This window comes from Methylobacterium sp. WL120, assembly GCF_008039465.1.
GTDB lineage: Bacteria > Pseudomonadota > Alphaproteobacteria > Rhizobiales > Beijerinckiaceae > Methylobacterium > Methylobacterium cerastii.
Map to the genome: position 1 here is coordinate 1 of NZ_VRUT01000077.1, position 23,220 is coordinate 23,220.

A 23,220-nucleotide genomic window follows, 5' to 3' on the forward strand; every position below is an offset into this window, starting at 1 on the left:
GAGGGCGGGGGTTGTGGTGCCCGCGCCACGGGTTTCGAAGCCGACGCCATCACGCCGCCGCCCGGTGCATGACGGGCGTCGCCAGCGGGTTCGGCTGGCGGCGGGAGAACAGCGAGATCAGCACCGGCACCACCACGAGGATCAGGTTCGGCGCGAGCAGGATGCCGCCGACGACGACGAGGGCGAGCGGCTTCTGCACCTGGGAGCCGATGCCGGTGGAGACCGCCGCCGGCAGGAGGCCGACGCAGGCGGCGACGCAGGTCATCATCACCGGCCGCATCCGCACGATCGAGGCGTGCCAGACCGCCTCCTTGCGCGGCCATCCCTCTTCCATCAGCTGGTTGTAGTAGGCGAGCAGGATCACGCCCTCCATCGTCGAGATGCCGAACAGCGCGATGAAGCCGATCGCCGCCGAGATCGAGAACGGGGTGCCGGTGAGCGCCAGCGCGAAGATGCCGCCGATCATCGCCATCGGGATCACCGACAGTCCGAGCAGCATGTCGGCGACCGAGTTGAAGTTGATGAACAGCAGCAGCGCGATCAGCACCAGTGTGATCGGCACCACCAGGCTGAGGCGCGTCACCGCGTCCTGCAGGTTGGTGAACTGGCCGACCCATTCGAGGTGGTAGCCGGCCGGCAGCGTCACCTCGTCGGCGACGCGCCGTTGCGCCTCCAGCACGGTGCCGCCGAGGTCGCGCCCGCGCACCGAGAACTTCACCGGGATGTAGCGCTCCTGGTCCTCGCGGTAGATGAACGACGCGCCCGAGACGAGGTCGACGTCGGCGATCTCGGACAGCGGCACCTGCACCACGCCGCCGTTCGGGTTGGCGGCGCCGATGGTGATGTTGCGGATGGTGGCCAGCGACGAGCGGTATTCCTTCGCCAGCCGCACGCGCATCGGGAAGTGCCGGTCGGAGCCGTACTCGTAGAGGTCGCCCGCGGTCTGTCCGCCGATGGCGGCGGCGATGGTGGTGTTCACGTCGCCGATCGAGAGGCCGTAGCGGGCGGCCTTGTGGCGGTCGACGTCGATCCGCACCGTGGGCTGGCCCAGCGAGGCGAAGACCGAGAGGTCGGTGACGCCGGGGACGGTGGCGAGCACCGCCTTCACGTCGTTGGCCGCCTTGGTGATCGCGGCCAGATCCGTGCCGTAGACCTTGACCGAGTTCTCGCCCTTCACCCCCGAGGCCGCCTCCTGGACGTTGTCCTCGATGTACTGGGAGAAGTTGAACTCGATGCCGGGGAACTCCGCGTCGAGGCGCTTCGACAGCCCGGCGATGAGCTGTTCCTTGTCGAGCCCCTTGCGCCACTGGTCGATCGGCTTCAGCGGCGCCAGGATCTCGACGTTGAAGAAGCCGGTGGCGTCGGTGCCGTCGCTCGGCCGGCCCTGGTGCGAGATCACGGTGACGACCTCGGGCACCTCGGTGAAGATCTTGCGCAGGCGCTCGACGTAGGCGTTGCCGGCCTCCAGCGAGATCGAGGCCGGCATCGTGCCGCGCACGTAGAGGTTGCCCTCCTCGAGCTTGGGCAGGAACTCGAGGCCGAGGTTCCGCGCGACGAGCCCCGACACCAGCAGGATCGCCACCGTCACCGCGATCGAGAGGATGCGGTTGCGCAGGCCGAAGCCGAGGATGATCTCGTGGCCGAAGCGCAGCACCTTCACGATCAGGGTGTCGCGCTCCTCCACGTGCTTCGGCAGGATCACCGCCGAGAGCGCGGGCGAGACCGTGAAGGTCGCGAGCAGGCCGCCGACCAGCGCGTAGGCGTAGGTCTTGGCCATCGGCCCGAAGATGTGGCCCTCGACGCCCGACATCGTGAACAGCGGCAGGAAGCCGACGATGATGATCGTCGCCGAGAAGAAGATCGCCCGGTTCACCTCGGAGCCGGCGATGGCGATGGTGCCGAGCCGTCCGGTGAGGCCGCCCGGCGCCGGCTGCCCCTCCGAGTGGTGCGGCTCGGCCAGGTGCCGGAACACGTTCTCGACCATGATGACGGTGGCGTCGACGATCAGCCCGAAATCGATCGCGCCGAGCGACAGGAGGTTCGCGGAATCGCCGCGCACCACCAGGATCAGGATGGCGAAGCCGAGGGCGAAGGGGATGGTCGCCGCCACGATGATCGCGCTGCGAAGCGAGCCGAGGAACAGCCACTGCACCACGAAGACCAGAACCACGCCGAAGACGAGGTTGTGCATCACCGTGTGCGTGGTGGTGTGGATCAGCCCCGACCGGTCGTAGATCCGCTCGATCTTCACCTCGGGCGGCAGGATCGTCGAGGCGTTGATCTTCTCGATCTCGGCTTCCACGCGCTTGAGCGTCGGCAGGCTCTGGCCGCCGCGGCTCATCAGGACGATGCCCTCGACGATGTCGTTCGAGCCGTCGTGACCGACGATGCCCAGCCGCGGCGCGTTGGAGACGCGCACGTCCGCCACGTCCCGCACCAGCACCGGCGTGCCGGCGACCTGGGTCAGCATCGTATCCTTGATGTCGTCCATGTCGCGGATCAGGCCGACGCCGCGGACCACGGCCGACTGTTCGCCGACGTTCAGCGTCTGGCCGCCGACGTTGATCGAGGAGTTGTTGAGGGCCGAGACGAGCTGCACCAGGGTCATGCCTTGGGCCTGGAGGCGGTTGAGGTCGACCGCGATCTCGTATTCCTTGGCCTTGCCGCCGAAGGCGGTCACGTCGACGACGCCCGGAATCGCCTTGAAGCGGCGCTGCAGCACCCAATCCTGCAGGGTCTTCATCTCGGCCGACGAGAAGCCCTTCGGCCCGACGAGCTTGTAGCGCATGATCTCGCCCACCGGGCTCGTCGGCGAGATCTGCGGCGTCGCGCCGTTCGGCAGGGGCGGCGCCTGCGACAGGCGGTTGAGCACCCGCTGCAAGGCCTCCTCGTAGGTGAACTCGTAGTTGAACTGCACCTTCACGTCGGACAGGCCGAACAGCGAGATCGTGCGCACCACCTGCGCGTTCGGGATGCCGGCGAGCGCCACCTCCAGCGGGATCGTGATGTAGCGCTCGATCTCGTCGGCCGACTGGCCGGGATTCTGGGTGATCACGTCGACGAGCGGCGGGACCGGATCGGGATAGGCCTCGATGTTGAGCTGGGTGTAGGCGGCGTAGCCGAGCGCCAGCATCACCAGGAAGCCGAGGCACACCAGCACGCGCTGGCGCAGAGAGAAGACGATCAGGCTGTTCATCGCGTCATGCCCCCCGGCCGTTCCCGTCCGGTCAGGACGCCTTGTCGCCCGACGCGGCGCGGTCGATGAACAGCGCGCCGCGGGTGACGACCTCCTCGCCGGCGGCGAGCCCGTCCACCACCTGCGCGTTGTCGCCGTTGATCAGGCCGAGCGTGACGCCGCGCGCCGCGATGGCGCCGTCGGGCCGGGCGACCCAGACGTGGGCGCTGGCGCCCTCGTAGACGATCGCCGCGAGCGGCACGGCGGGCGAGGGCTGCGGCTTGCCGGTGACGATGGTGAAGGTGGCGAACATCTCCGGCCGCAGCGACCGGTCCGGGTTGTCGACCTCGCTGCGCACGGCGAGGCGGCGCGTCGCCGGATCGAGGCTGGAGGCCATGTAGTTCACCCGCGCCTTGAACACGCGGGTGCCGAAGCCGGCGACCCGCGCCTCGACCTCCTGGCCGATGCGGATCTTCGGGATCTCGCTCTCGCGCACGTTGGCGATGAGCCAGACCGTCGAGAGGTCGCCGATGACGAAGGCCGGGTCGCTCGACGTGGTGAGGTACTGCCCGATGCCGACCTTGCGCTGGACGATCGTCCCGGCGATCGGCGCCTGGATCTGCGTCTCGGCGCTCATCGTGCCGTTCTTCTCGAAGGCGGCGATCTCGGCGTCGGTCTTGCCGAGCAGCTTCAGGCGGTTGCGCACTGCGTCCAGCGAGGCCTGCGCCGTCTTCAGGTCGCTCTGCGCCGCGATCACGTCGTTCTGGGCCGACTGGTAGTCCTTCAGGGCCACCGCCTTGGCCGCGAACAGCTCCTGCTGCCGGCTGGCGATGGTCTGGTCGAGCTTGAGCAGCGCCTGCTGCTTCTGGATGGTGTTGAGCGCGCCCTGGTAGTCGTTCTGGGCCTGGACCATGTCGGTGGCCTCGATGACGAGGAGCACCTCGCCGGCCTTCACGTCGTCGCCGGCCCGCTTGAGCACCTTGGTGACGCGGCCGGAATAGGGCGAGGCCACGGGCACGTTGTCGTCGTCGTTGAGCGCGATGCGCCCTTCGGCCGAGCCCTCCGGGCGGAAGGTCATCGTCGCCACCGGGTGGATCTCGAAGGCGGCGCGCTGCTCCTGCGTCGGCCGGAAGGTCCGCTCGGCGGAGGTCGCGGGGGCTTCGGCCTCGGCGGTCTCGTCCTGCGCCGCCCCGCCGAACATCCCGCGGACGGAGGTCGCCGCGGATTCGAGCACGCCGCGCACCGGCTGCGGGAACACCGCCACCACGGCGACGGCGGCGATCACCAGCGACAGCACCACCGCGATCGGCAGCAGCCCCTGGCGGCGGGGACGCTGGGTCCCGCCTGTCGGCGCGTCGGTGTCGGGGTCGAGAGGCGTGCGGGCGTCCATCGCGCTGTCGTCTTCGGGTCGTGGTCGCGGGAGGGGCGGAGCGATCGGACGGAGGTGGAACCCGTCACCCCGCACCGAACCGATCGATGGTGCTTTTCTAAGGCAGGCCGGGCCTTGGACCGTCCGGCGACGCTTGCTTTGCTGCAGCGCCGATATCCCGCGCGCCGGGGGCGCACAATGGCCGCGCCGGTGTCGGGCGCCGCCGCAGGACGATTGCGGCGCGCTGTGGCGATCACGTTCGGGATAGCGGGCACGAAGGACTCGGATACAAACGAGGATCGACCGGCCCGCGGCGGCGCCGGGGCGGGCGTCGCGCACCGGGTCCGGACGCGGCAGGTCTCCAGCGCTCCCTGACAGGCGTTCGCGACAGCCTTGCGACGGGACGGCCTCGCTCAAGGGACGAGCCCTCGCGACGGACATGGGCGCCCAGACCGCCGCGCCCGCGCTCGGGTGCTTCCATCCGCGGGCCGTTGATACGATATGACAGGTCGTCGGCAGCCCGGCTCCGCCCGGGCGCCCTCCGCGTCACCGCCCCCGAAAACGAGTCGCCCCATGTCCGGATCGCAGAGCCCCGCCACGTCCGAGCCGACAACGTCCGAGCCGACGACGTCCGAGTCGACCACGTCCGGGAAGATCCCGGTCACCGTGCTGACCGGCTACCTCGGCGCCGGCAAGACGACACTGCTCAACCGCATCCTCACCGAGAACCACGGCAAGCGCTACGCGGTGATCGTCAACGAGTTCGGCGAGATCGGCATCGACAACGACCTCGTCGTCGGCGCCGACGAGGAAGTGTTCGAGATGAACAACGGCTGCGTCTGCTGCACCGTGCGCGGCGACCTGATCCGCATCATGGACGGCCTGGTGAAGCGGCGCGGCAAGTTCGACGCGATCATCGTCGAGACCACGGGGCTGGCCGACCCGGCCCCCGTGGCCCAGACCTTCTTCGTCGACCAGGACGTGGGCGAGGCCGCCCGCCTCGACGCGGTGGTGACGGTCGCCGACGCCAAGTGGCTGTCCGAGCGCCTGAAGGACGCCCCCGAGGCGAAGAACCAGGTCGCCTTCGCCGACGTGATCCTGCTCAACAAGGCCGACCTCGTCTCCGAGGCCGACCTCGCGCGCGTCGAGGGCGAGATCCGCGGCATCAACCCCTACGCCAAGCTCCACCGCACCACGAACTGCGACGTGCCGATCGACGCGGTGCTCGGCCGCAACGCCTTCGACCTCGGCCGCATCCTCGACCTCGAGCCCGACTTTCTGGAGGAGGGGCACCACCATCACCACGACGACGACATGCAGTCGTTCTCGGCCCGCATCGACGGCCCGGTCGACCCGGAGAAGTTCATGCCGTGGATCTCGAACCTCACCACGATCCAGGGGCCGGACATCCTGCGCTGCAAGGGCATCGTCTCGTTCCCCGACGAGCCGCGCCGGTTCGTCTTCCAGGGCGTCCACATGATCCTCGACGGCGACCTGCAAGCCGAGTGGAAGGCGGGCGAGGACCGCTCCTCGCGGGTGGTGTTCATCGGGCGCAAGCTCGACGCCGAGGCGATCAAGGCGGGTTTTTTGGATTGCGCCGCCTGACGCTCAGGCAAGCCAGATCGTGACCGACCCGCGCGTCACGATCCTATCAATTTGACGAAGGCGGCGCCGGCGCCGAAGAACGCCGCGCCCGCCGCCATGCCGGAGAGCGCGATCCGCCAGGGGGCGAGCATCCGGTCGCGCTCCAGCTTTCGCGCTTCGTGCTCGAGCTTCCTCGACTCGGCCATCAGCTTCTTCTACTCGGCGACGAACTTCTCGCTCTCTTCCCGCTGCTGGCGGATGCGCCCGAGCTGCTCCTCAAGATCGGAGTTGAGCGGCACAGTGGTGCCCGACATCGGGTCGCGTCCTCGATACGGCGATGGACGGTACCGATGATACGGTCTGGCCCGGTTCCGGTCGAGCGGCGCCGTCGGCCGAATCTCGATCCTTCCGGGTCACAAAAGGCCGACCGTCGTTCGATGCTGGGCGTGTAGCTCGGCATCGTGCCGCAGGCTGCTTCAGGCCGCCCGCTTCGCCTCAAGGGTCGGGATTTCCGCGAGGTCGGGGCCGAGCCGTTCCGCCGCCTGCCAGAGGCTGTAGGCCTCCTGCATCCGGCTCCACAGCAGGGGGCCGTTGCCGCAGAGCTTGCCCAGCCGATGCGCCATCTCCGGCGAGACGTCGGACGATTCCGACAGCACACGATGGATCTGCTGGCGGGTCACCTTCAGATGGCTGGCGAGCTGGGTAACCGTGATCCCCAGGGCCGGGAGCACGTCCTCCCGCAGGACGGCGCCGGGGTGCGTGGGGGCCCGGTTCGGGCGTTTGGCTGCGAATTCCTCGGGCAAATCGCCTCTCCTCACCGTCAATGATACTGCTCGAAGTCGACGCGCGCGGCGTCGTCGTCCTCGAACTCGAACGTGACGCACCACGGACCGTTCACGTGGACCGTGTATCGGGTCGGCGTGAACCCGTGCAGGGCGTGGAAGTCGTAGCCCGGCACGTTCATGTCCGCCGGCTTCGAGGCCTGGTCGAGCGCGTCCAGGATGCGCAGGCAGCGCGCCTTGAGATGAGCGGCGATCTTGGCGGAACGGCCGGACGCGAACAGCTCCTTGAGACCCTTGTGCCGGAAGCTGACGATCATCCCGGCACGAACCTCTCGCCGCCGATCGCTGGTCTGACCACAGGCGAGATATGGCATCCCATCCGTAAACTGTCAAATGACACGCTACAATTTCGACGGCCGGAGTCGCGGCGCAAGTCTCCGCACGGCGACGATGCGGCCCGCGGGCCGGTATCGCGGCATCGAATGGCAGCGAGGGCTTGTCAGCCGAATCTCAACCTTTCCGGATCATGAAGGGCCGAACGTCGTGCGGGCCCGCGTTCCAGGCCCGCGGAGTCCGCGTGAGCCATGGCCAGCACCGCCGTTCCGGGCTTCGTCCTGCCGTATGCGGACCGGGTCCCGCTGATCCGGGTGATCCATGGTTTCGCCCGCGCGCTGTTCGCGGCCTTCGTGTTCTTCGCCTGCTTCGCCTTCTCCGAGACCTCGCCCTACGACGTCATCGCGATCCCGACGATCCTGCTCTGGGCCTGCCTCGGCATCCGGCTGCATCGCGGCGCGGTCCCGCTGGTCCTGCTGCTGCTGCTCTATCTCGGCGCCATCGTCGTCGGGCTGCTGCCCTTCCTCGACGAGGAGTTTCCGGTCACCTGGACGATCCAGCTCGTCTACCTCTCGGTGACGTGCGTGTTCTTCGTGATGTTCTTTTCCGACGACACCCGGGCACGGGTCGAGCTGGCGCTGAAGGCCTACACCGCGAGCTGCGTGTTCTCGGCGGTGCTCGGCATCGTCGGCTACCTGCAATGGCTCGGGATCGAGGACCTGTTCTACAAGTACGACCGCGCCTCGGGCACCTTCCAGGACCCGAACGTGTTCGGCTCGTTCCTGACGCTGGGCGCCCTCTACCTGATGCACGGGCTGATCACCGCGACGAGCCGCCGCCCGGTGCTCTCGCTCGCCGGCCTGCTGATCATCCTCGTCGGGATTTTCCTGTCGTTCTCGCGCGGCTCCTGGGGCGGTACCGTCGTCGCCGCGCTCCTGATGATCGGCTCGGTCTACGCCTCCTGCGGCTCCGCGCGCCTGCGCCGCCGCATCGTGCTCCTCAGCCTGGCGACCCTGGCGCTCGGCGCCGTCGCGATGGCGGCCCTGCTCTCGGTCGACAGCGTCCAGAAGATGTTCGCCACCCGCGCGGCGGTGAGCCAGGACTACGACGAGGGCGAGACCGGCCGCTTCGGCAACCAGCTGCGCGGCATGGAGATGCTGCTGGAGCGCCCGCTCGGGATGGGGCCGATGCACTGGCGCCTGACCTTCGGGCTGGAGCCGCACAACTCCTACATCGGCAGCTTCGCCAACGGCGGCTGGCTCGGCGGCGCCGTGTTCCTGGCGATCGTGGCGGCCACGGGCTTCGTCGGGTTCCGGCTGCTGGCGCGGGCCTCGCCGTTCCGCGCCCACGCGCAGGTGATCTGGCCGGCCCTGCTGATGTTCTTCCTTCAGGCGCTGCAGATCGATATCGAGAAGTGGCGACACGTCTACATGATGCTCGGCATGGTGTGGGCGCTGGAGGCGGCGCGCCGGCGCTGGGCCGCCGCGGGGGCGCGCGAACCGGATGAGGTCATGGGCCGGCGCCCCGAGGGGATGCCGGCAGGGGGCGCGCGATCGTGAGCAGCACAGAGGGGCTTGGGGACGTGGCGGACGCGGGGCGCGAAGCCGAGCGCGTCGCGGTCCTGCACGCCCTCGGCATCCTCGACACGCCGCAGGAGGCCCATTTCGAGGCGGTGTGCCGTACCGCCCGCCGCCTGTTCGACGTCGAGACCGCCTTCGTCGGCTTCATCGACGCCGACCGGCAATGGCTGAAGACGCCGTGCGTGGTGGTCCCCGGCGAGATGCCCCGGCAGGAGAGCTTCTGCAACGCCACCATCCAGTCGGACGCGGTGCACGTCGTGCCGGACGCGCGGCGCGACCCACGCTATCGGGGCAGCCCGCTCGTGGACGGCCGGGAGGGCAGCATCCGGTTCTACGCCGGCACGCCGCTCATCCTCGCCCCCGGCATCCGCGTCGGCACCCTGTGCCTCGTCGATTCGCGGCTGCGTGACTTCTCGGACGAGGACGCCGCGGCGCTGCAGGGGCTCGCCGAGATCGTGGTCGCGCACCTGCGCCTGTCGGAGGCGAACACGGCGCTCGGGCGCGAGATGGTCCTGCGGAGCGCGCACGAGACGCAGTTGGAGCGTCAGGCCGACGAGATCGCGGCGCGCTCCGCCTCGCTCGCCAGCGCCAACCACCTGCTGACCATGGCCGAGCAGCTCGCCCACGTCGGCAACTGGCGCGTCGCCCTGGCAGACGGCCAGCCGGTCTGGTCGGTCGGCCTCTACGAGATCGCCGGCCGCGACCCCGCCAACCCTCCGCCGCACCTCTCGTCCTTTGCCGAGGTCTACCACCCGGACGACCGGGAGCGTCTGGTGGCCGCCGTGGGCGGCGCGATCGCGGGGGCTCAGAACTTCGACTTCGATGCCCGCATCCTGCGACCGGACGGCACCGAGCGCGACGTCCTGGTGCGCGGCACCTGCGAGACCGACGCGTCCGGCGCGACCACCGCCCTGTTCGGCGTCATGATCGACGTCACCGACCGGCGCCGGGCCGAGGCCGACGTCCACCGCAGCGAGAGCCGCTATCGCGGGCTTGCCGACACCCTGCCGCTGCTGGTCTGGACGATGCGCCCGGGCGACGGCGAGATCACCTACGCCAACCCCCAGTTCCACGCCTATTACGGGCCGATCGGCTCGGGCCGCGCCGCGCGCGTGGGCTGCAACCATCCCGACGACGCCCCGGCCATGGCGGCGGCGTGGCGGGCAGCCCAGGCGGGCGAGACCACCTATGCCGGCGAGTGGCGCCTGCGCCGCGCCGACGGCGCCTACCGTTGGCACAAGATGTCGATGACGCCGGTCCCCTTGATGGACGACGGCACCGTGATCGAATGGCTCGGCACGGCGCTGGACATCGACGAGATCGTCGCCGCGCGGATGGCCGAGCAGGACGCCCGCGGCCTCCTCCGCATCGCGCTGGAGGCGGCCGACGCCGGAACCTGGGATTGGGACATGCAGACGGGCATGTGCCGGCTCTCGCCCGAGAGCCTGCGCATCCACGGGCTGCCCGAGGACGGCGATCCGCGCGCCGTCACCACGGCCGCGTGGACCGCCCTGGTCGACCCCGAGCAGGTCGGCGAGGTCTGGGACGCGATTCGCCACGCGATCGAGACCCGCTCGACCTACACCGCCGAGTTCCGGGTCGGGCCGCGCTGGGTCTACGCCCGCGGCCGGCCGCTGTTCGGTCCGGACGGCAGGCCCAGCCACATGGTCGGCCTCCACATCGACGTCACGGAGCGGAAGTCCGCGGAGGCGGCGCTGCGCGCGATCACCGCCGAGGCGCAGGCGGCGCGCGCCGAGGCCGAGCGGGCGAGCGAGGCCAAGAGCGACTTCCTCGCGGCGATGAGCCACGAGATCAGGACGCCGCTGAACGGCATCCTCGGCTACGCCGACATGCTCCTCGACGAGACCCATCTGCGGCCGGAGGACCGGCACCGGCTGGAGCTGATCCAGGGCTCGGGCGCCGCGCTCCTGACCGTCGTCAACGACATCCTCGACTTTTCCAAGATCGAGGCCGGGCAGCTCACCCTCGACCCGGTCTCGTTCCCGCTGGTCTCGGTGATCGACAACACCGTCTCGATCGTCCGGGGCGGCGCCCGGAAGAGCGACCTGCGGATCGAGACCCGGATCGACCCGGACCTGCCCGCCTTCGTCCACGGCGACGCGAGCCGCCTGCGCCAGGTGCTGCTGAACCTCCTGAACAACGCCGTGAAGTTTACGCCCCACGGCTCGGTGACCCTCGCGGTCTCGCGCGAGGGCACGGGCGCGCGCGGCTACGACCTGCGCTTCGAGGTCACCGATACCGGCATCGGCATCGACCCGGCGCAGCAGGACCGGCTGTTCAAACGCTTCAGCCAGGTCGACGGCTCGATCAGCCGCCGCTTCGGCGGCACCGGCCTCGGCCTCGTCATCTGCCGCCACCTGCTGTCGCTGATGGGCGGCGAGATCGGCGTGGTGAGCCGCGAGGGCGCCGGCTCGACCTTCTGGTTCACCCTGACGCTGCCGCCGGGCGAGGAGACCGTCCCCGCGGCGGTGCCGTCCGCGGTGGCCGCCGCGGATAGGGCCGGGGGCCCCGTGCGCCTGCTCCTGGCCGAGGACGTTCCGCTCAACCAGGAGCTCGCCTGCGCGGTGCTCGAGGCGCAGGGTTACGTCGTCGACGTGGTCGAGGACGGCGCGGCGGCGGTGGCCGCCGTCGAGGCGGCGCTGACGCGGGGGCGGGGCTACGACCTCGTCCTGATGGACGTGCAGATGCCGGTGATGGACGGCCTCACCGCGACCCGCCACATCCGCGCGCTGCCGCCGCCGGCCTGCGAGATTCCGATCGTCGCGATGACCGCCAACGTGCTCCCGAAGCAGATCGACGACCTGCACGCGGCCGGCATGGACGACCACGTCGGCAAGCCGTTCCGCCGCGCCGACCTCTACGCCACCATCGCGCGCTGGACCGGCCCGCAGCGCGAGGCCCGCCCGGCGCCGGCCTCCGCCGCGACGGACGGCTCCAACACCGTGCTCGACGGAGCGGTGTTCGGCGCCCTGAAGGACGGGTTCGGGGCCGAGCGAGTGGCGGCGCTCCTCGACCTGATGGGGGCTGAGCTGCGCGACCGCTTCCGCTCCGAGGCCGACCGGGTCCAGGTCGCCCACGACGCGCACGCCCTGGTCTCGGCCGCCGGCATGCTCGGCTTCACCCGCCTCTCGCGCCTCTGCCGCGAGATCGAATCCGCCGCCCACGGCGACGCGGACCTACGCCCGCTCATCCACCGCCTCGAGGTCCAGCGCGCCGAGGTGCTCGGCACGATCCACAAGCTCAAGGCGGCGTGAGGGGAAGTGTCATCCGTCCGATGCGAAATGACTGAATTCCGGCATCCCTGCCGGCGGTTCGCTGTGTGCGCATCCCCTCGCCCCGCCTGCGGGGAGAGGGCTTCGGCGACCTCGTCGTCGCCGAAGCGAGGCGGCAGCCGAGGGTGAGGGGGCCGAGCCGGAGGAGCCTCCTCCGCTCGCGCCCCCTCACCGTCGCTTCGGCTTCGCCTGCGCTCCCCGGCTGTACGACGAGGTGCAGCCGGGCCTCTCCCCGCGCGCGGGGCGAGGGGAGCCCGCGAGTGATCCGCGGCCGTCCCGAATCGTGTGAGTACGGTGGCCCTCATGGCGGGAGGGCGGGGCGCTCCCGGGCCTTCAGCCCTCCGGCGCGGCCTCGTCGTCCTCCGGCTCCGGGTCGGCCGTCCAGGCGGTGGCGAAGGCGGCCAGGTGCTGGGCCTCCGCGAACGCCATCACCGTCACCGTGCGCTCGGCCGGCATGCCGCCGGGATAGGGGGCGAGCAGGATCGACTTGCGCAGCAGCCGGGCGCCTGGCGCGTTCTCGGCGAGCCAGGCCTCGGCCTCGGGCACCAGCGCCTCCGGGCTCGCCAGCGCCCGGGAATCCGAGCGCAGCACGATGACCCTGGTGCCGAGGCTCGGATCGGCGGCCTGGACCGCCTGGACGATGTCGATCACGCGGATGCCTCCGGCAGCTCGTTGATCTGCACCGCGGCCTCGGCGTCGGTTAACTTCGGGATGTCGCCGAAGATCTCGGGGCCGTGCTGGGCGGCGGCCTTGGCGAAGGCGTCGGCGGAGTCCCAGGTCAGCAGCGCCATCACCTGGAACGGGGCCGGCTTGCCGTCCGGCGTACCGACGCCGCGCACGACCTTGGCCTCATGCAGGCCCATCGGCGACCAGCGCTCGCGCACCAGCGGCATGTGGTGGCCGAGATAGTAGTCCATGTCGAACCGGGGACCGGCCGGATACATCACGCTGACCAGGATCATGGCTGACGAACTCTCCCTGGCGGCACGTCTGAACGCGCGCGGCGGCGGCACGGAACCACCGAATGCCGGGGCTGGCAACGGGGGGGGCGGTCCTGGTGCGCCGACCTCTCTCCCGCACAGGTCGTCACATCCACCCGTGGTGCAGGTGAAGCGCGGGTCCCCTCTCGCGTTCGGGAGAGGGCCAGGGTGAGGGGCGAGGATTGTCCGGAGAGGACGCACCCCTCACCCCAGCCCTCTCCCGAACGGGAGAGGGGGCCGCGTGGCGCCTCGCGCGCTTCTTTCGGGGAAGCCCCCCCCTCAGTGCAGCTTCACCCGCGCCTCGGTGCGGCGGGTGAGCACGCGGGCGGCGGCGTCGAGCGCCGTCTTCATCGTGCCGTGGAGCGCCTGCTCGTGCATCTTGTAGAGCGAGCGGTACATCATCCGCGCGAACAGCCCGGCGATGAGCATGTTCTTGCCGCGGATGAAGCCCATCAGGCTGCCCACCGTCGAGTATTCGCCAAGCGAGACCAGCGAGCCGAAGTCGCGGTACTTGAACGGCTTCAGCGGCTTCCCGGCGATGCGAGCCGGGATCTGCTTGATCAGGTGCGACGCCTGCTGGTGCGCCGCCTGGGCGCGGGGCGGCACCGGGCGGTCGGAGCCGGCCTCGACGAGGTAGGCGCAGTCGCCGATCGCGAAGATGTCGGGGTCGTGGGTGGTCTGCAGCGTCGGCGTCACCACGAGCTGGTTGGTGCGGGTGGTCTCCAGGCCGCCGATGCCCTGCAGGAACGGCGGCGCCTTCACGCCGGCCGCCCAGACCACGAGCTCGGACGGGATGAACGAGCCGTCGGCCAGCGCAACGCCGTCGGCGCGCACCTCGGTGACGCGGGCCTGGACGCGGACCTCGACGCCGATCTTGGCGAGCAGCGCCATCACCTCGGACGAGAGCCGCGGCGGCACCGCCGGCAGGATGCGGTCGGCCGCCTCGACCAGGGTGATCTTCAGGTCCTTGGCCGGATCGATCCGGTCCATGCCGGTGGAGACCACGTCGCGGACGGTGCGGTGCAACTCGGCCGCGAGCTCGGTGCCGGTGGCGCCGGCGCCGATCACCGTGACGTGGAGCTGGCCCGGCCGCACCGGACCGACCTGGGTGTGGGCCCGCAGCATTCCGTTCACGAGCCGCTGGTGGAAGCGCACCGCCTGATCCTGGGTGTCCAGCGCGATGGCGTGGTCCTTCACGCCAGGCGTGCCGAAATCGTTGGTGGTCGAGCCCACCGCCATGACCAGCGTGTCGTAGCCGACCGCGCGAACCGGCGTGATCTCGCGGCCTTCCGCGTCGTGGCTCGCCGCGAGCTGGATCGTGCGCGCGGTCCGGTCGAGCCCGGTCATCTCGCCGATGCGGTAGCGGAAATGGTGCTGGTGCGCGTGGTGCAGGTAGTCGACCGCGTGGTGGCCGACGTCGAGGCTGCCGGCGGCGACCTCGTGCAGCAGCGGCTTCCAGATGTGGGTGCGGGCGCGGTCGACGAGGGTGACGTGGACGTCCTTGCTGCGCCCGAACTTGTCGCCGAGCTTCGTCGCCAGCTGCAGGCCGGCCGCGCCGCCGCCGACCACGACGATGCGGTGGAGGCCCTGTTCGTTCTCGCCCGGTACCATGCCTGTCTCGTCGCTCCTCGGTGCGGCCGGCGCCGCCTCATCGCCCCCGGTGCCCCCGTGCGCAGGCACCGACCGTGCCGCCCGCCCGGGCAGGGTATCTCGGAACCGGTCTAAACCATGCGAGGATGGCCGTAATCCGGCCGCGGCGATCAAAAATTTTTGGCGGGACCTCAACCCGAGAGTGGCCTCAACCCGAGAGTGGCCTCCACCCGAGAGCGGCCTCGAGCGTGCGGCGGCCTCAGGCCGCCGGCGCGCCGGGCTGGCGCTTGGGATGGGCCTCGGCGAAGGCCGGCAGCGCCAGGCAGGTCTCGGCGATGCGCGCCACGGTGGGGTAGGGCGCGGTCTCGACCCCGAAGATCGCGGTGCCGACCCAAAGGCTGACGAGGCAGAGGTCGGCATGGCTCACCGCGTCGCCCTGGCTGAACCGGCCGGTGCCGTCCTCCGTCGAGAGCCGGGTCTCGAGGGTCTTCAGCCCGGTCTCGAAGGCGTGGCGGACGAAGCCCATCATCCGCTCCTTCGGAAGGTCGTAGGCCTCCATCAGGTAATTGCGCACCCGCGGCACGTAGAGCGGATGGGTGTCGCAGGCGACGAGCTGCGCCAACGAACGGGCCCGCGCCCGCTCGCGCGGATCGGCCGGCAGCAGGGGGACGCCGCCCTTGGTCTCCTCCAGGTAGTCGAGGATCGCGAGCGACTGCGTCAGCGGCGGCCCGTCGCCGTCGAACAGGGCCGGGACCGCGCCCTGCGGGTTGATCTTGCGGAATTCCGGCGCGTGCTGGTCGCCCGCGTCCAGGTCGATGAAGGTCTCCTCGTAGGCCAGCCCCTTCAGCTTCAGCGCGATCCGCACCCGGAAGGCGGCGGCCGAGCGCCAGTTGCCGTACATTTTCATCATGCCCACTGGCCCCACATCCGTTTCGCACGGGACCACATCGCACAACGGCGTCCTTCGCAAGGGCGAGGCGGGGGCAAGCCGTCGGCGAACGGGGCTTTGGCCGTGATCGTGCATTGCCCCGCGCGCGCGATCCCGCGATAGGAAGCCGGACCCGCGGCAGCGCGCGCGAAGGGATGACGGCCGATGCAGATCGAGACGCCCTATCTGATGTTCCTCGGCGACGTGCCCGATCGGCTCGCCGCCAAGACCGCCTACGGCATCGTCGACTGGCGCCCCGAATGGTGCATCGGCCAGATCCGGCTGCCGGGCTGCGCGGCCGACCTCGGCATCCCCGACCTCACCCTCGACGAGGCGCTGGCCAAGGGCTGCCGCACGATGGTGATCGGCGTCGCCAACGCCGGCGGCGTGCTGCCCGAGCACTGGGTCGCCGAGATCGTCGCCGCCCTGGAGGCCGGGTTCGACGTCGCCAGCGGCCTGCATGCGCGGCTCGGCGCGGTGCCGGCCATCGCCGAGGCGGCCGCGCGCCGCGGCCGGGCGCTCCACGACGTGCGCCACACCGACGAGACCTTCGCCACCGGCAAGGGCACCAAGCGCCCGGGCCGCCGCCTGCTCGCCGTCGGGACCGATTGCTCGGTCGGCAAGAAGTACACGGTGCTGGCGCTGGAGAAGGGCATGCGCGCCCGCGGCATGGACGCGGATTTCCGCGCCACCGGCCAGACCGGGGTGTTCATCTCCGGCCGGGGCGTCTCCATCGACGCGGTCGTGGCCGACTTCATCTCCGGCGCGGTCGAGTGGATCGCACCCGCGGCCGACCCGAAGCACTGGGACCTGATCGAGGGCCAGGGCTCGCTCTACCACCCGTCCTTCGCCGGCGTCAGCCTCGGGTTGCTGCACGGGGCGCAGGCCGACGCCTTCGTGGTCTGCCACGAGCCGAGCCGCACGACGATGCGCGGCGTGCAGCACCCGCTGCCCTCGATCCGCCAGGTGATCGACCTGACGATCCAGCTCGGCAGCCTGACCAATCCCGGCATCCGCCCCACCGGCATCGCCGTGAACACCCAGGCGCTGGAGGAGGACACCGCCCGCTCGCTGCTGGACAAGCTCGGCGCCGAGTACGGCCTGCCCGCCACCGATCCGGTGCGCTTCGGCGTCGACGGGCTCGTGGACCGGCTGATCGCCGAGTTCCCGGAGACCGCGCCGTGAGGCGGCTCACGGTGGCCATCGAGCGCTTCCCGATCGCCGGCGCGTTCACGATCAGCCGCGGCAGCCGCACCGAGGCCGTGGTCGTCACCGCGCGGATCGCCGACGCGGAGCGCGGGGTCGCCGGCTGGGGCGAGTGCGTGCCCTATCCGCGCTACGGCGAGAGCGTCGAGAGCGTCGCCGCCGCGATCGAGGCCCAGGGCGACGCGATCGCCGCCGGCCTCACCCGGTCCGAGCTGACGGAGCGGATGAAGCCGGGCGCCGCCCGCAACGCCCTCGACTGCGCGCTCTTGGATTTCGAGGCCAAGGCGCAGGGGCGCCCCGCCTGGGAGATTCTGGGCCTGACGGCGCCGGCCCCGGCCACCACCGCCTACACGCTGAGCCTCGGCACACCGGAGAGCATGGAGGAGGCCGCGCGCAAGGCGTCGGCCCGGCCGCTGCTCAAGGTGAAGCTCGGCGGCGAGGGCGACCCCGCGCGGATCGCCGCCGTCCGCCGCGGCGCGCCGGACAGCCGCCTGATCGTCGACGCCAACGAGGCGTGGCGGGCCGAGACGCTGGACGCCAACCTCGCCGCCTGCCTCGCCGCCGGGGTGACGTTGATCGAGCAGCCGCTGCCGGCCGACGACGACGGGCTGCTCGCGACGATCGATCGCCCGATCCCGATCTGCGCCGACGAGAGCCTGCACGACCGCGCCGGCCTCGACCGCCTCGCGGGGCGCTACGACGCGATCAACATCAAGCTCGACAAGACCGGCGGGCTCACCGAAGCCGTGATGCTCGCCCACGAGGCCCGCGCCCGCGGCCTCGCGCTGATGGTCGGCTGCATGGTCGGCACCTCGCTCGCCATGGCGCCGGCGATGCTGCTCGCCCACCACGCCGAATACGTGGACCTCGACGGCCCATTGCTGCTGGCGCGCGACCGCGAGCCGGGGCTGGTGTTCGAGGGCAGCACGATCCACCCGCCGGAGGCCGCACTCTGGGGGTGAGGGGCGCTACACCGCCGCCGCCTCGATCAGCACCGTGTCGATCCAGAAGCTCCCGTCCGGTTCGATGCCGAAATGCCGGGCGACCTCGTCCGGGGCCGAGGTCTGGAGCGAGCGGATCGCCGCGACGTGCGGCTCGGGCGTCCGCATCCGGGCGATCCAGGTGGAAAAGTCCATGCGCAGGCGGCCGTGGGTGACCTTGTCGACGGTGAAGCCGGCATCCGTGAGCATCCCCAGCCATTCGGGCACCGAATAGTCGCGCACGTGCGAGGGGTCGCGCAGCAGCTCCACCGCCTGGAGGTGGGTGTCGAGGAGCGCGTCGTCCGGGGCGACGACGTCGGCGATCAGCGTGGGCGCCCCGGGTTTGGCGACGCGCCGCGCCTCGGAGAGTCCGGCGCGGACGTCGCGCCAGTGATGCGCGCTGAACCGGGTCGCGACCGCATCGAAGCTCGCATCGGGGAAGGGCAGCGCTTCGGCCGATCCGGCCTCGGTCGCGATGTTGGAGAGCCCGCGCCGCGCGGCCTCCGCCGCCACCGCGGCGAGCATGTCGGGCGAGAGGTCGAGGGCCGTGACCGAGCCGGCTTCCGGCGCGATCGCGAAGGCGACGTGGCCGCCGCCGCAGCCGAGGTCGAGGGCGCGGGCCGGGCGCGACCCGTGCAGGCGCCGCGCCATGCGGTCGAGGTCGGCGCCCGCCGCGTGGACCGCGCTGGCGACGTAGGCCGCGGCTTGCGCGCCGAACCGGTCGGCGACGTGGTCTTCGTGGCGGCGTTGGGTGCCTGTCATGGCGACCTCCTTCACGGGGCGGGCGCGAGCGGCGCGAGGCGCGAGAGCCGGAGCGCGACGGCGAGCGCCAGACCGTAGAGGACGCCGACGAACGCGACCACGCCGGTCCAGCCGGAATGGGCGAAGAACCAGCCGCCGGCGGTGCCGAGCACCGACGAGCCGAGATAGTACAGGCACAGGTAGACCGACGAGGCCTGGGCGCGGTCCCGCAGGGCGCGCCGGCCGATCCAGCTGCTCGCCACCGAGTGGGCGCCGAAGAAGCCGATGGTGGTGACGACGATGCCGAGCACCACCAGCCACAGGTTTTCGGACAGGGTCATCAGGATGCCGGCGAGCGCCACCGTGATCGCCAGCCACAGCACCTTGCGCCGTCCGAGCCGGCTCGCGACCTCGCCGGTGAGCGTCGAGCTCGCCGTGCCGAACAGGTAGACGACGAAGATCGCGCCGATCGAGGTCTGGCTCAGGGAGAACGGCGGATCGAGCAGGCGGAAGCCGATGTAGTTGTAGACGCACACGAAGCCGCCCATCAGCAGGAACGCTTCCGAGAACAGCCACGGCAGGCCGGGATCGCGGAAGTGCTGGCCGAAGGTGCCGGGCACCTCGCGCCAGCGCATCCGGTGGGAGACGAAGCGGCGGGACGGCGGCAGCGCCCACCAGAACGCGAAGGCGGCCGCCAGCGCCAGCACGCCGATGGTGCCGACGCCGAGCCGCCACGAGGCGTGGTCGGCGATGATGCCGGCGATGAGCCGGCCGCACATCCCGCCCACCGCGTTGCCGCCGACCAAAAGCCCCATCGACAGGCCGATCGAGCGCGCGTCCATCTCCTCGCCGAGATAGGCCATCGCCACCGCCGGCAGCCCGCTCGCGGCGAGCCCCGTGAGCGCGCGGAGCGCCAGGAACCCGTGCCAGCCCGGCACCATCGCGGCGACGATCGTCAGGATCGCCGAGGCGAAGAGCGAGGCCAGCATCACCGGCTTGCGGCCCAGGACCTCCGAGATCGGGCTGACGACCAGCAGCGCCACCGCGAGCACGCCGCAGGGCAGCGACAGGGCGAGGCTGCTCTCGGCCGGCGAGACGCCGAAGTCGTCGGCGTAGACCGGCAGCAGCGGCTGCACGCAGTAGAGCACGGCGAAGGTGGAGAACCCGGCCGCCGCCAGCGCGAGCGCCGTGCGGCGGAAGGCCGGCGTGCCCGATCGGATCAGCTCGACGCCGTCGCTCATGCGTTTTCCGGTCCCGGCCTCGCCATCGCGACACAGGCCTGACGCCTGGACGCGGCGACCGTCAACCGCTGGGGCGCGGAAAACCGAGCTTCGTCGTGACAGGCAGAGGACGCGTTCCCCTGAAGCATGCGACGGGACTCGCCATCCGGCAGGACGCCGCGCGGGTTCCCCCTTCGCGTTCGGGCAGGCCGATCACAGATTGTGCCACGCCGTCATTCCGGGGCGCCGGAGGCGAGCCCGGAATCCAGAACCGCCGACGGTGCCAAGTCCTGCGCGTCCTGCGGTTCTGGATCCCGGGCTCCGCTGCGCGGCCCCGGGATGACGACGGTGCTACCCGCTGGGTGCCGAAGAGCACATCACGCTCTACGATCACCTTGCCCGCTCGAGAGCGGGACAAGGGGAGGGGCGTGCCTTTCCCGGACGGACTTGACCGCTTGCGTCAGCACCATCTTGCCGGACGCCACCGCATTCACCAATCCCAGCTCTGGCGGATCGATGGGCGCGCATCCCCTCGCTCCGCGCGGGGAGAGGGCTTTGCCGACCTCGTCGTCGGCGAAGCGAGGCGGCAGCCGAAGGCGAGGGGGCGCGAACGGAAGAGGCTCATCCGTTCGCGCCCCCTCACCCTCGCTTCGGCTTCGCCTCCGCTACCCGTCTGCACGACGGGGTGCAGACGGGCCTCTCCCTGCCCGCGGGGCGAGGGGGACCCGCGCGTTGGCTGCAGCCGTCGAACATCGTGGGACTACGGTCGCGAATCCGGGCCAGGGTCAGGACCGTCCCCTTTTCGGCTCGACCTGACCCCTCACCCCAACCCTCTCACGAACGGGAGAGGGGGCTGCGTCGTGCTTCGCGCGATCCGAACGCCGGCAGACGGGGCGAGCCGCTACCGCGGCGGCGGAGCCGCGGCGCCCGCGTTGCCCTGCTGCAGCAGCGGGGTGATGCGGCGGACCGTGACGCGGCGGTTTTCGCGGGAGGCGCTCTGCGTGTTCACCTTCAGGTACTGCTCGCCGTAGCCCTGCGTCGTCAGGTTCTCCGGCGGCACCTGGAAGTTCTGCGTCAGCACCGTGGCGACCGATTGCGCCCGGCGGTCGGACAGCGACAGGTTGTCGACGTCGGCGCCGACCGCGTCGGTGTAGCCCTCGATCAGGAAGACCTCCTGCGGGTTGGCGCGGATCGCCTGGTTGATCGCCGCCGCGATGGTGGAGAGCCGGGCCGCCTGGTCGGAGGTGACCGTGAACGACGCGGTGTCGAAGTTGATCGTGTCGATGTCGACGCTGCGCATGCGGGCGCGCAGCTGCGGGCTGTAGCGGACCTGGTCGAGGGTGTAGCGCCGGTCGATCGCCACCACAGGTGGGGCCGACAGGGCCTCGTAGACGGCGCGCTCGTCGGACGCCCCGTAATCCACCACATAGCGCTCGCGCGGGATGCGGATGTCGGGCGGCGGCAGGTCGACCACGTCCTCGTAGATCGGGCGCGGGGCGCCGCCGTAGCTGTTGTCGATCAGCACGACCTCGCGGCCGTCGCGGAAGCGGCGGGAGCGGCGCAGCATGCGGCCGTCGTCGTCGATCACCGTCACGATCTGCTCGCCGCCGGGGCGATCGAGGTAGGTGTAGGTTTCCGGCCCGCGGCGCTCGCTGCGGTAGCCGCGCCCGCCGATGTCGCGGAAGCGCTCGTTCTCGTCGTGGCGGATGAAGTAGTTGTCGCGGTCGCGCACGATGATGCGGCCGGGCTCGCGGATGTAGGTCCGCCCGTCCTCGTTGAACTCGCGGCGGTCGCGGCGCACGCGGTCGTAGTCGCGCACCTCCTCGTCATCCGTGTTGAAGCCGCCGGAGATGTAGCCGGGGCGCCCGGGCCGGTTGAAGCCGCCGCGGTCGTCGACGCGTCCCGTCGGGACGCCGCGCGGGTCGTAGGCCGGCTGCGTGTCGGAGCCGCGAAGCCCCGGCTGGCCGGGGTTCGGCTGGCCGGGAAGGCCCTGCCCGGGATTCGCTTGTCCCGGATTGCCTTGCCCCGGATTGCCTTGGCCGGGGGCGAACTGGCCCGCGCCCGGCGTTCCCGGCCGTCCGGTCCAGCCCCCAGGCGCACGTCCGGGTGAAGGCGGCGCACAGGATCGCGTGGCGCCGCCGGCGACGCCGCCGGGCGCGGCCGCACCGGCGGCGGCTCGGCGATGGTGGCCGAGGCCCCCGAGAAGGAGGTGCGACGCGTCACCAAGAGCTTCGAGGCCCACGAGATCCGTCCCGACCGCCTCTGGCTCCAGACCCTGCCGGACGACCCCGGCCGCTACCTCAAGCTCCGCATCAAGGCCGAGCAGACCCGCCGCATCGAAGCCGGCACGAGCATGCCCGCCGGGAGCAACCCATGGTGACGGCTTTGGACGCGACGAGCCCGATCCCGAGGGATGCTCAGGAGACGCCGCGCGGCTCCTTCTCCCATGGGGAGAAGGGTGGGATGAGGGGCGTGACCTCTCCGGCACGTTCTCGTCCCTCACCCCGACCCTCTCCCGCCCGGGAGAGGGGGCCCGCGCCCGCTCCGGCGGCGTTCCGTCATCACGCCCGCGGGTGGATCGGTGCGCTGCTCGCGCTCCTGTTCGTCACCCAGCCCGCCCGCGCCGAGGTCGAGCCCGGCGACCTCACCCTCACGGTGACCCCTGAGCTGAACGGCAACGCCGCGCCCTTCGTGCGCGAGATGGTGCTGCTCAAGATCCACGGGGTCTACAAGCAGCAGATCCTGCTTGAGGAGGTGATCCAGCCGACGCTGGCCAACTTCAGCTGGAGCCAGCTCGGCCGCGACCGCTGGAGCAAGACCAAGCTGAAGGACGGCCAGAGCGCCATCGCCTTCGAACGGGTGATCGCGGTGTTCCCGCACCATGCCGGCGACTTCACCATCGAGCCGTTCGACCACCGCCTGACGATCAACGACAACGGCGACCGCCGCGTCGTCGACGTGCGCTCCGGCCCGATCGCCCTGCCGGTCGCGACCTGGACCAAGGAGGGCGGCGGGCCGGACGCCAAGGAGCCGTGGTGGCTGCCGGCGAAGGACGTGACGATCACCGATTCCTGGTCGCCCGACCCGGAGACGGTGAAGCTCGGCGACACCACACGGCGCATCGTGACGGTGGAGGCGCAGGGGATGGTCGCGGAAGGGCTGCCGCCGCGCCCAGTGATGCGCACCCGCGGCATCCTCACCTTCGCCGGCCCGGTCACCCGCGAGACCCTGATCACCCCCGCCGGGCCGGTGGCGCGCGCCACCTACCAGTGGGACGTGAAGGCCGGCGTGCCCGAGATCATCCCGCTCGACGCGATCGTGATCCCATGGTTCGACACGGTCTCGCGCACGATGCGCGAGGCCGAGATTCCCGCCCGCCAGATCGGCGGCGGCCTGCCCGACCGGGAGGGCGACCTCGCGCCTCCGCTCGCCGCTGCGCCGTGGGTCGCGGCCGCCGCC

General features: G+C 71.1%; 17 protein-coding genes and 2 pseudogenes. 7 read left to right on the forward strand and 12 right to left on the reverse strand.

Annotated elements, in window-relative coordinates; all coding sequences use genetic code 11:
• Positions 1-49 precede the first annotated feature (49 nt).
• The gene (locus tag FV229_RS15275; RefSeq protein WP_147752797.1) at positions 50-3,196 is read right to left on the reverse strand and encodes a CusA/CzcA family heavy metal efflux RND transporter; all 3,147 of its coding nucleotides are present in this window, start codon (positions 3,194-3,196) and stop codon (positions 50-52) included.
• A 31-nt stretch (positions 3,197-3,227) separates the two neighbouring features.
• Entirely contained in the window at positions 3,228-4,565 is a 1,338-nt protein-coding gene (locus FV229_RS15280; protein ID WP_147752798.1) for an efflux RND transporter periplasmic adaptor subunit, read from the reverse strand.
• Positions 4,566-5,117: 552 nt separating this feature from the next.
• Between FV229_RS15280 and FV229_RS15285 the strand changes: the two genes are divergently transcribed.
• Complete coding sequence (locus tag FV229_RS15285) at positions 5,118-6,149, forward strand: GTP-binding protein (RefSeq protein WP_147752799.1); 1,032 nt, start codon at positions 5,118-5,120, stop codon at positions 6,147-6,149.
• Positions 6,150-6,184: 35 nt separating this feature from the next.
• Here FV229_RS15285 and FV229_RS28580 read toward each other — a convergent pair whose 3' ends face one another.
• The 3 genes from FV229_RS28580 to FV229_RS15300 all read right to left on the reverse strand — a co-directional run bounded on the left by FV229_RS28580 (position 6,185) and on the right by FV229_RS15300 (position 7,227).
• On the reverse strand, positions 6,185-6,334 hold the full coding sequence (locus FV229_RS28580; RefSeq protein WP_348644184.1) for a hypothetical protein: 150 nt from the start codon (positions 6,332-6,334) through the stop codon (positions 6,185-6,187).
• Between the two features lie 270 nt (positions 6,335-6,604).
• Positions 6,605-6,931: a HigA family addiction module antitoxin gene (locus FV229_RS15295; protein ID WP_147752800.1), complete on the reverse strand. Its 327-nt coding sequence runs from the start codon at positions 6,929-6,931 to the stop codon at positions 6,605-6,607.
• Positions 6,932-6,948: 17 nt separating this feature from the next.
• Positions 6,949-7,227, reverse strand: coding sequence for a type II toxin-antitoxin system RelE/ParE family toxin (locus FV229_RS15300; RefSeq protein ID WP_147752801.1), 279 nt, complete (start codon positions 7,225-7,227; stop codon positions 6,949-6,951).
• A gap of 267 nt (positions 7,228-7,494) precedes the next feature.
• Between FV229_RS15300 and FV229_RS15305 the strand changes: the two genes are divergently transcribed.
• Positions 7,495-8,802 carry an O-antigen ligase family protein gene (locus FV229_RS15305; RefSeq protein ID WP_147752802.1) on the forward strand — a complete coding sequence of 436 codons (1,308 nt, stop codon included), beginning with the start codon at positions 7,495-7,497 and terminating at the stop codon, positions 8,800-8,802.
• Positions 8,799-12,098: a PAS domain-containing protein gene (locus FV229_RS15310; protein ID WP_238270252.1), complete on the forward strand. Its 3,300-nt coding sequence runs from the start codon at positions 8,799-8,801 to the stop codon at positions 12,096-12,098. The genes FV229_RS15305 and FV229_RS15310 overlap by 4 nt, the downstream gene beginning before the upstream one ends.
• A 351-nt stretch (positions 12,099-12,449) precedes the next feature.
• Here FV229_RS15310 and FV229_RS15315 read toward each other — a convergent pair whose 3' ends face one another.
• From FV229_RS15315 to maiA, 4 genes are all read right to left on the reverse strand, one after another.
• On the reverse strand, positions 12,450-12,767 hold the full coding sequence (locus FV229_RS15315) for a hypothetical protein (RefSeq protein WP_147752803.1): 318 nt from the start codon (positions 12,765-12,767) through the stop codon (positions 12,450-12,452).
• Positions 12,764-13,078 (reverse strand): EthD family reductase, encoded by a 315-nt coding sequence (locus FV229_RS15320; RefSeq protein WP_147752804.1) that lies wholly within the window; start codon positions 13,076-13,078, stop codon positions 12,764-12,766. The genes FV229_RS15315 and FV229_RS15320 overlap by 4 nt, the downstream gene beginning before the upstream one ends.
• Positions 13,079-13,375: 297 nt before the next feature.
• Complete coding sequence (locus FV229_RS15325) at positions 13,376-14,707, reverse strand: NAD(P)/FAD-dependent oxidoreductase (RefSeq protein ID WP_147752805.1); 1,332 nt, start codon at positions 14,705-14,707, stop codon at positions 13,376-13,378.
• 238 nt (positions 14,708-14,945) lie between these two features.
• Complete coding sequence (gene maiA, locus FV229_RS15330) at positions 14,946-15,593, reverse strand: maleylacetoacetate isomerase (RefSeq protein WP_147752812.1); 648 nt, start codon at positions 15,591-15,593, stop codon at positions 14,946-14,948.
• Between the two features lie 186 nt (positions 15,594-15,779).
• Between maiA and dgcN the strand changes: the two genes are divergently transcribed.
• Together dgcN and dgcA are read left to right on the forward strand one after the other, a co-directional pair.
• Positions 15,780-16,799, forward strand: coding sequence for an N-acetyltransferase DgcN (gene dgcN / locus FV229_RS15335; protein ID WP_147752806.1), 1,020 nt, complete (start codon positions 15,780-15,782; stop codon positions 16,797-16,799).
• Positions 16,796-17,782 (forward strand): N-acetyl-D-Glu racemase DgcA, encoded by a 987-nt coding sequence (gene dgcA / locus FV229_RS15340; protein WP_147752807.1) that lies wholly within the window; start codon positions 16,796-16,798, stop codon positions 17,780-17,782. Before dgcN ends, dgcA begins: the two co-directional genes overlap by 4 nt.
• 6 nt (positions 17,783-17,788) lie before the next feature.
• On the opposite strand, the gene FV229_RS15345 is transcribed toward dgcA, so the two are convergent.
• From FV229_RS15345 to FV229_RS15355, 3 genes and pseudogenes are all read right to left on the reverse strand, one after another.
• Positions 17,789-18,562 carry a methyltransferase domain-containing protein gene (locus FV229_RS15345; RefSeq protein ID WP_147752808.1) on the reverse strand — a complete coding sequence of 258 codons (774 nt, stop codon included), beginning with the start codon at positions 18,560-18,562 and terminating at the stop codon, positions 17,789-17,791.
• Positions 18,563-18,573: 11 nt separating this feature from the next.
• Positions 18,574-19,782 carry an MFS transporter gene (locus FV229_RS15350; protein ID WP_147752809.1) on the reverse strand — a complete coding sequence of 403 codons (1,209 nt, stop codon included), beginning with the start codon at positions 19,780-19,782 and terminating at the stop codon, positions 18,574-18,576.
• An 880-nt stretch (positions 19,783-20,662) separates the two neighbouring features.
• A pseudogene (locus FV229_RS15355) lies at positions 20,663-21,649 on the reverse strand (OmpA family protein); the annotation flags it as partial.
• Positions 21,650-21,886: 237 nt separating this feature from the next.
• On the opposite strand from FV229_RS15355, the pseudogene FV229_RS15360 reads away from it, so the two are divergent.
• Both FV229_RS15360 and FV229_RS15365 read left to right on the forward strand, forming a co-directional pair.
• A pseudogene (locus FV229_RS15360) lies at positions 21,887-22,141 on the forward strand (hypothetical protein); the annotation flags it as partial.
• A 197-nt stretch (positions 22,142-22,338) separates the two neighbouring features.
• A partial coding sequence (locus FV229_RS15365; protein ID WP_246688212.1) for a hypothetical protein occupies positions 22,339-23,220 on the forward strand: 882 nt, incomplete at its 3' end.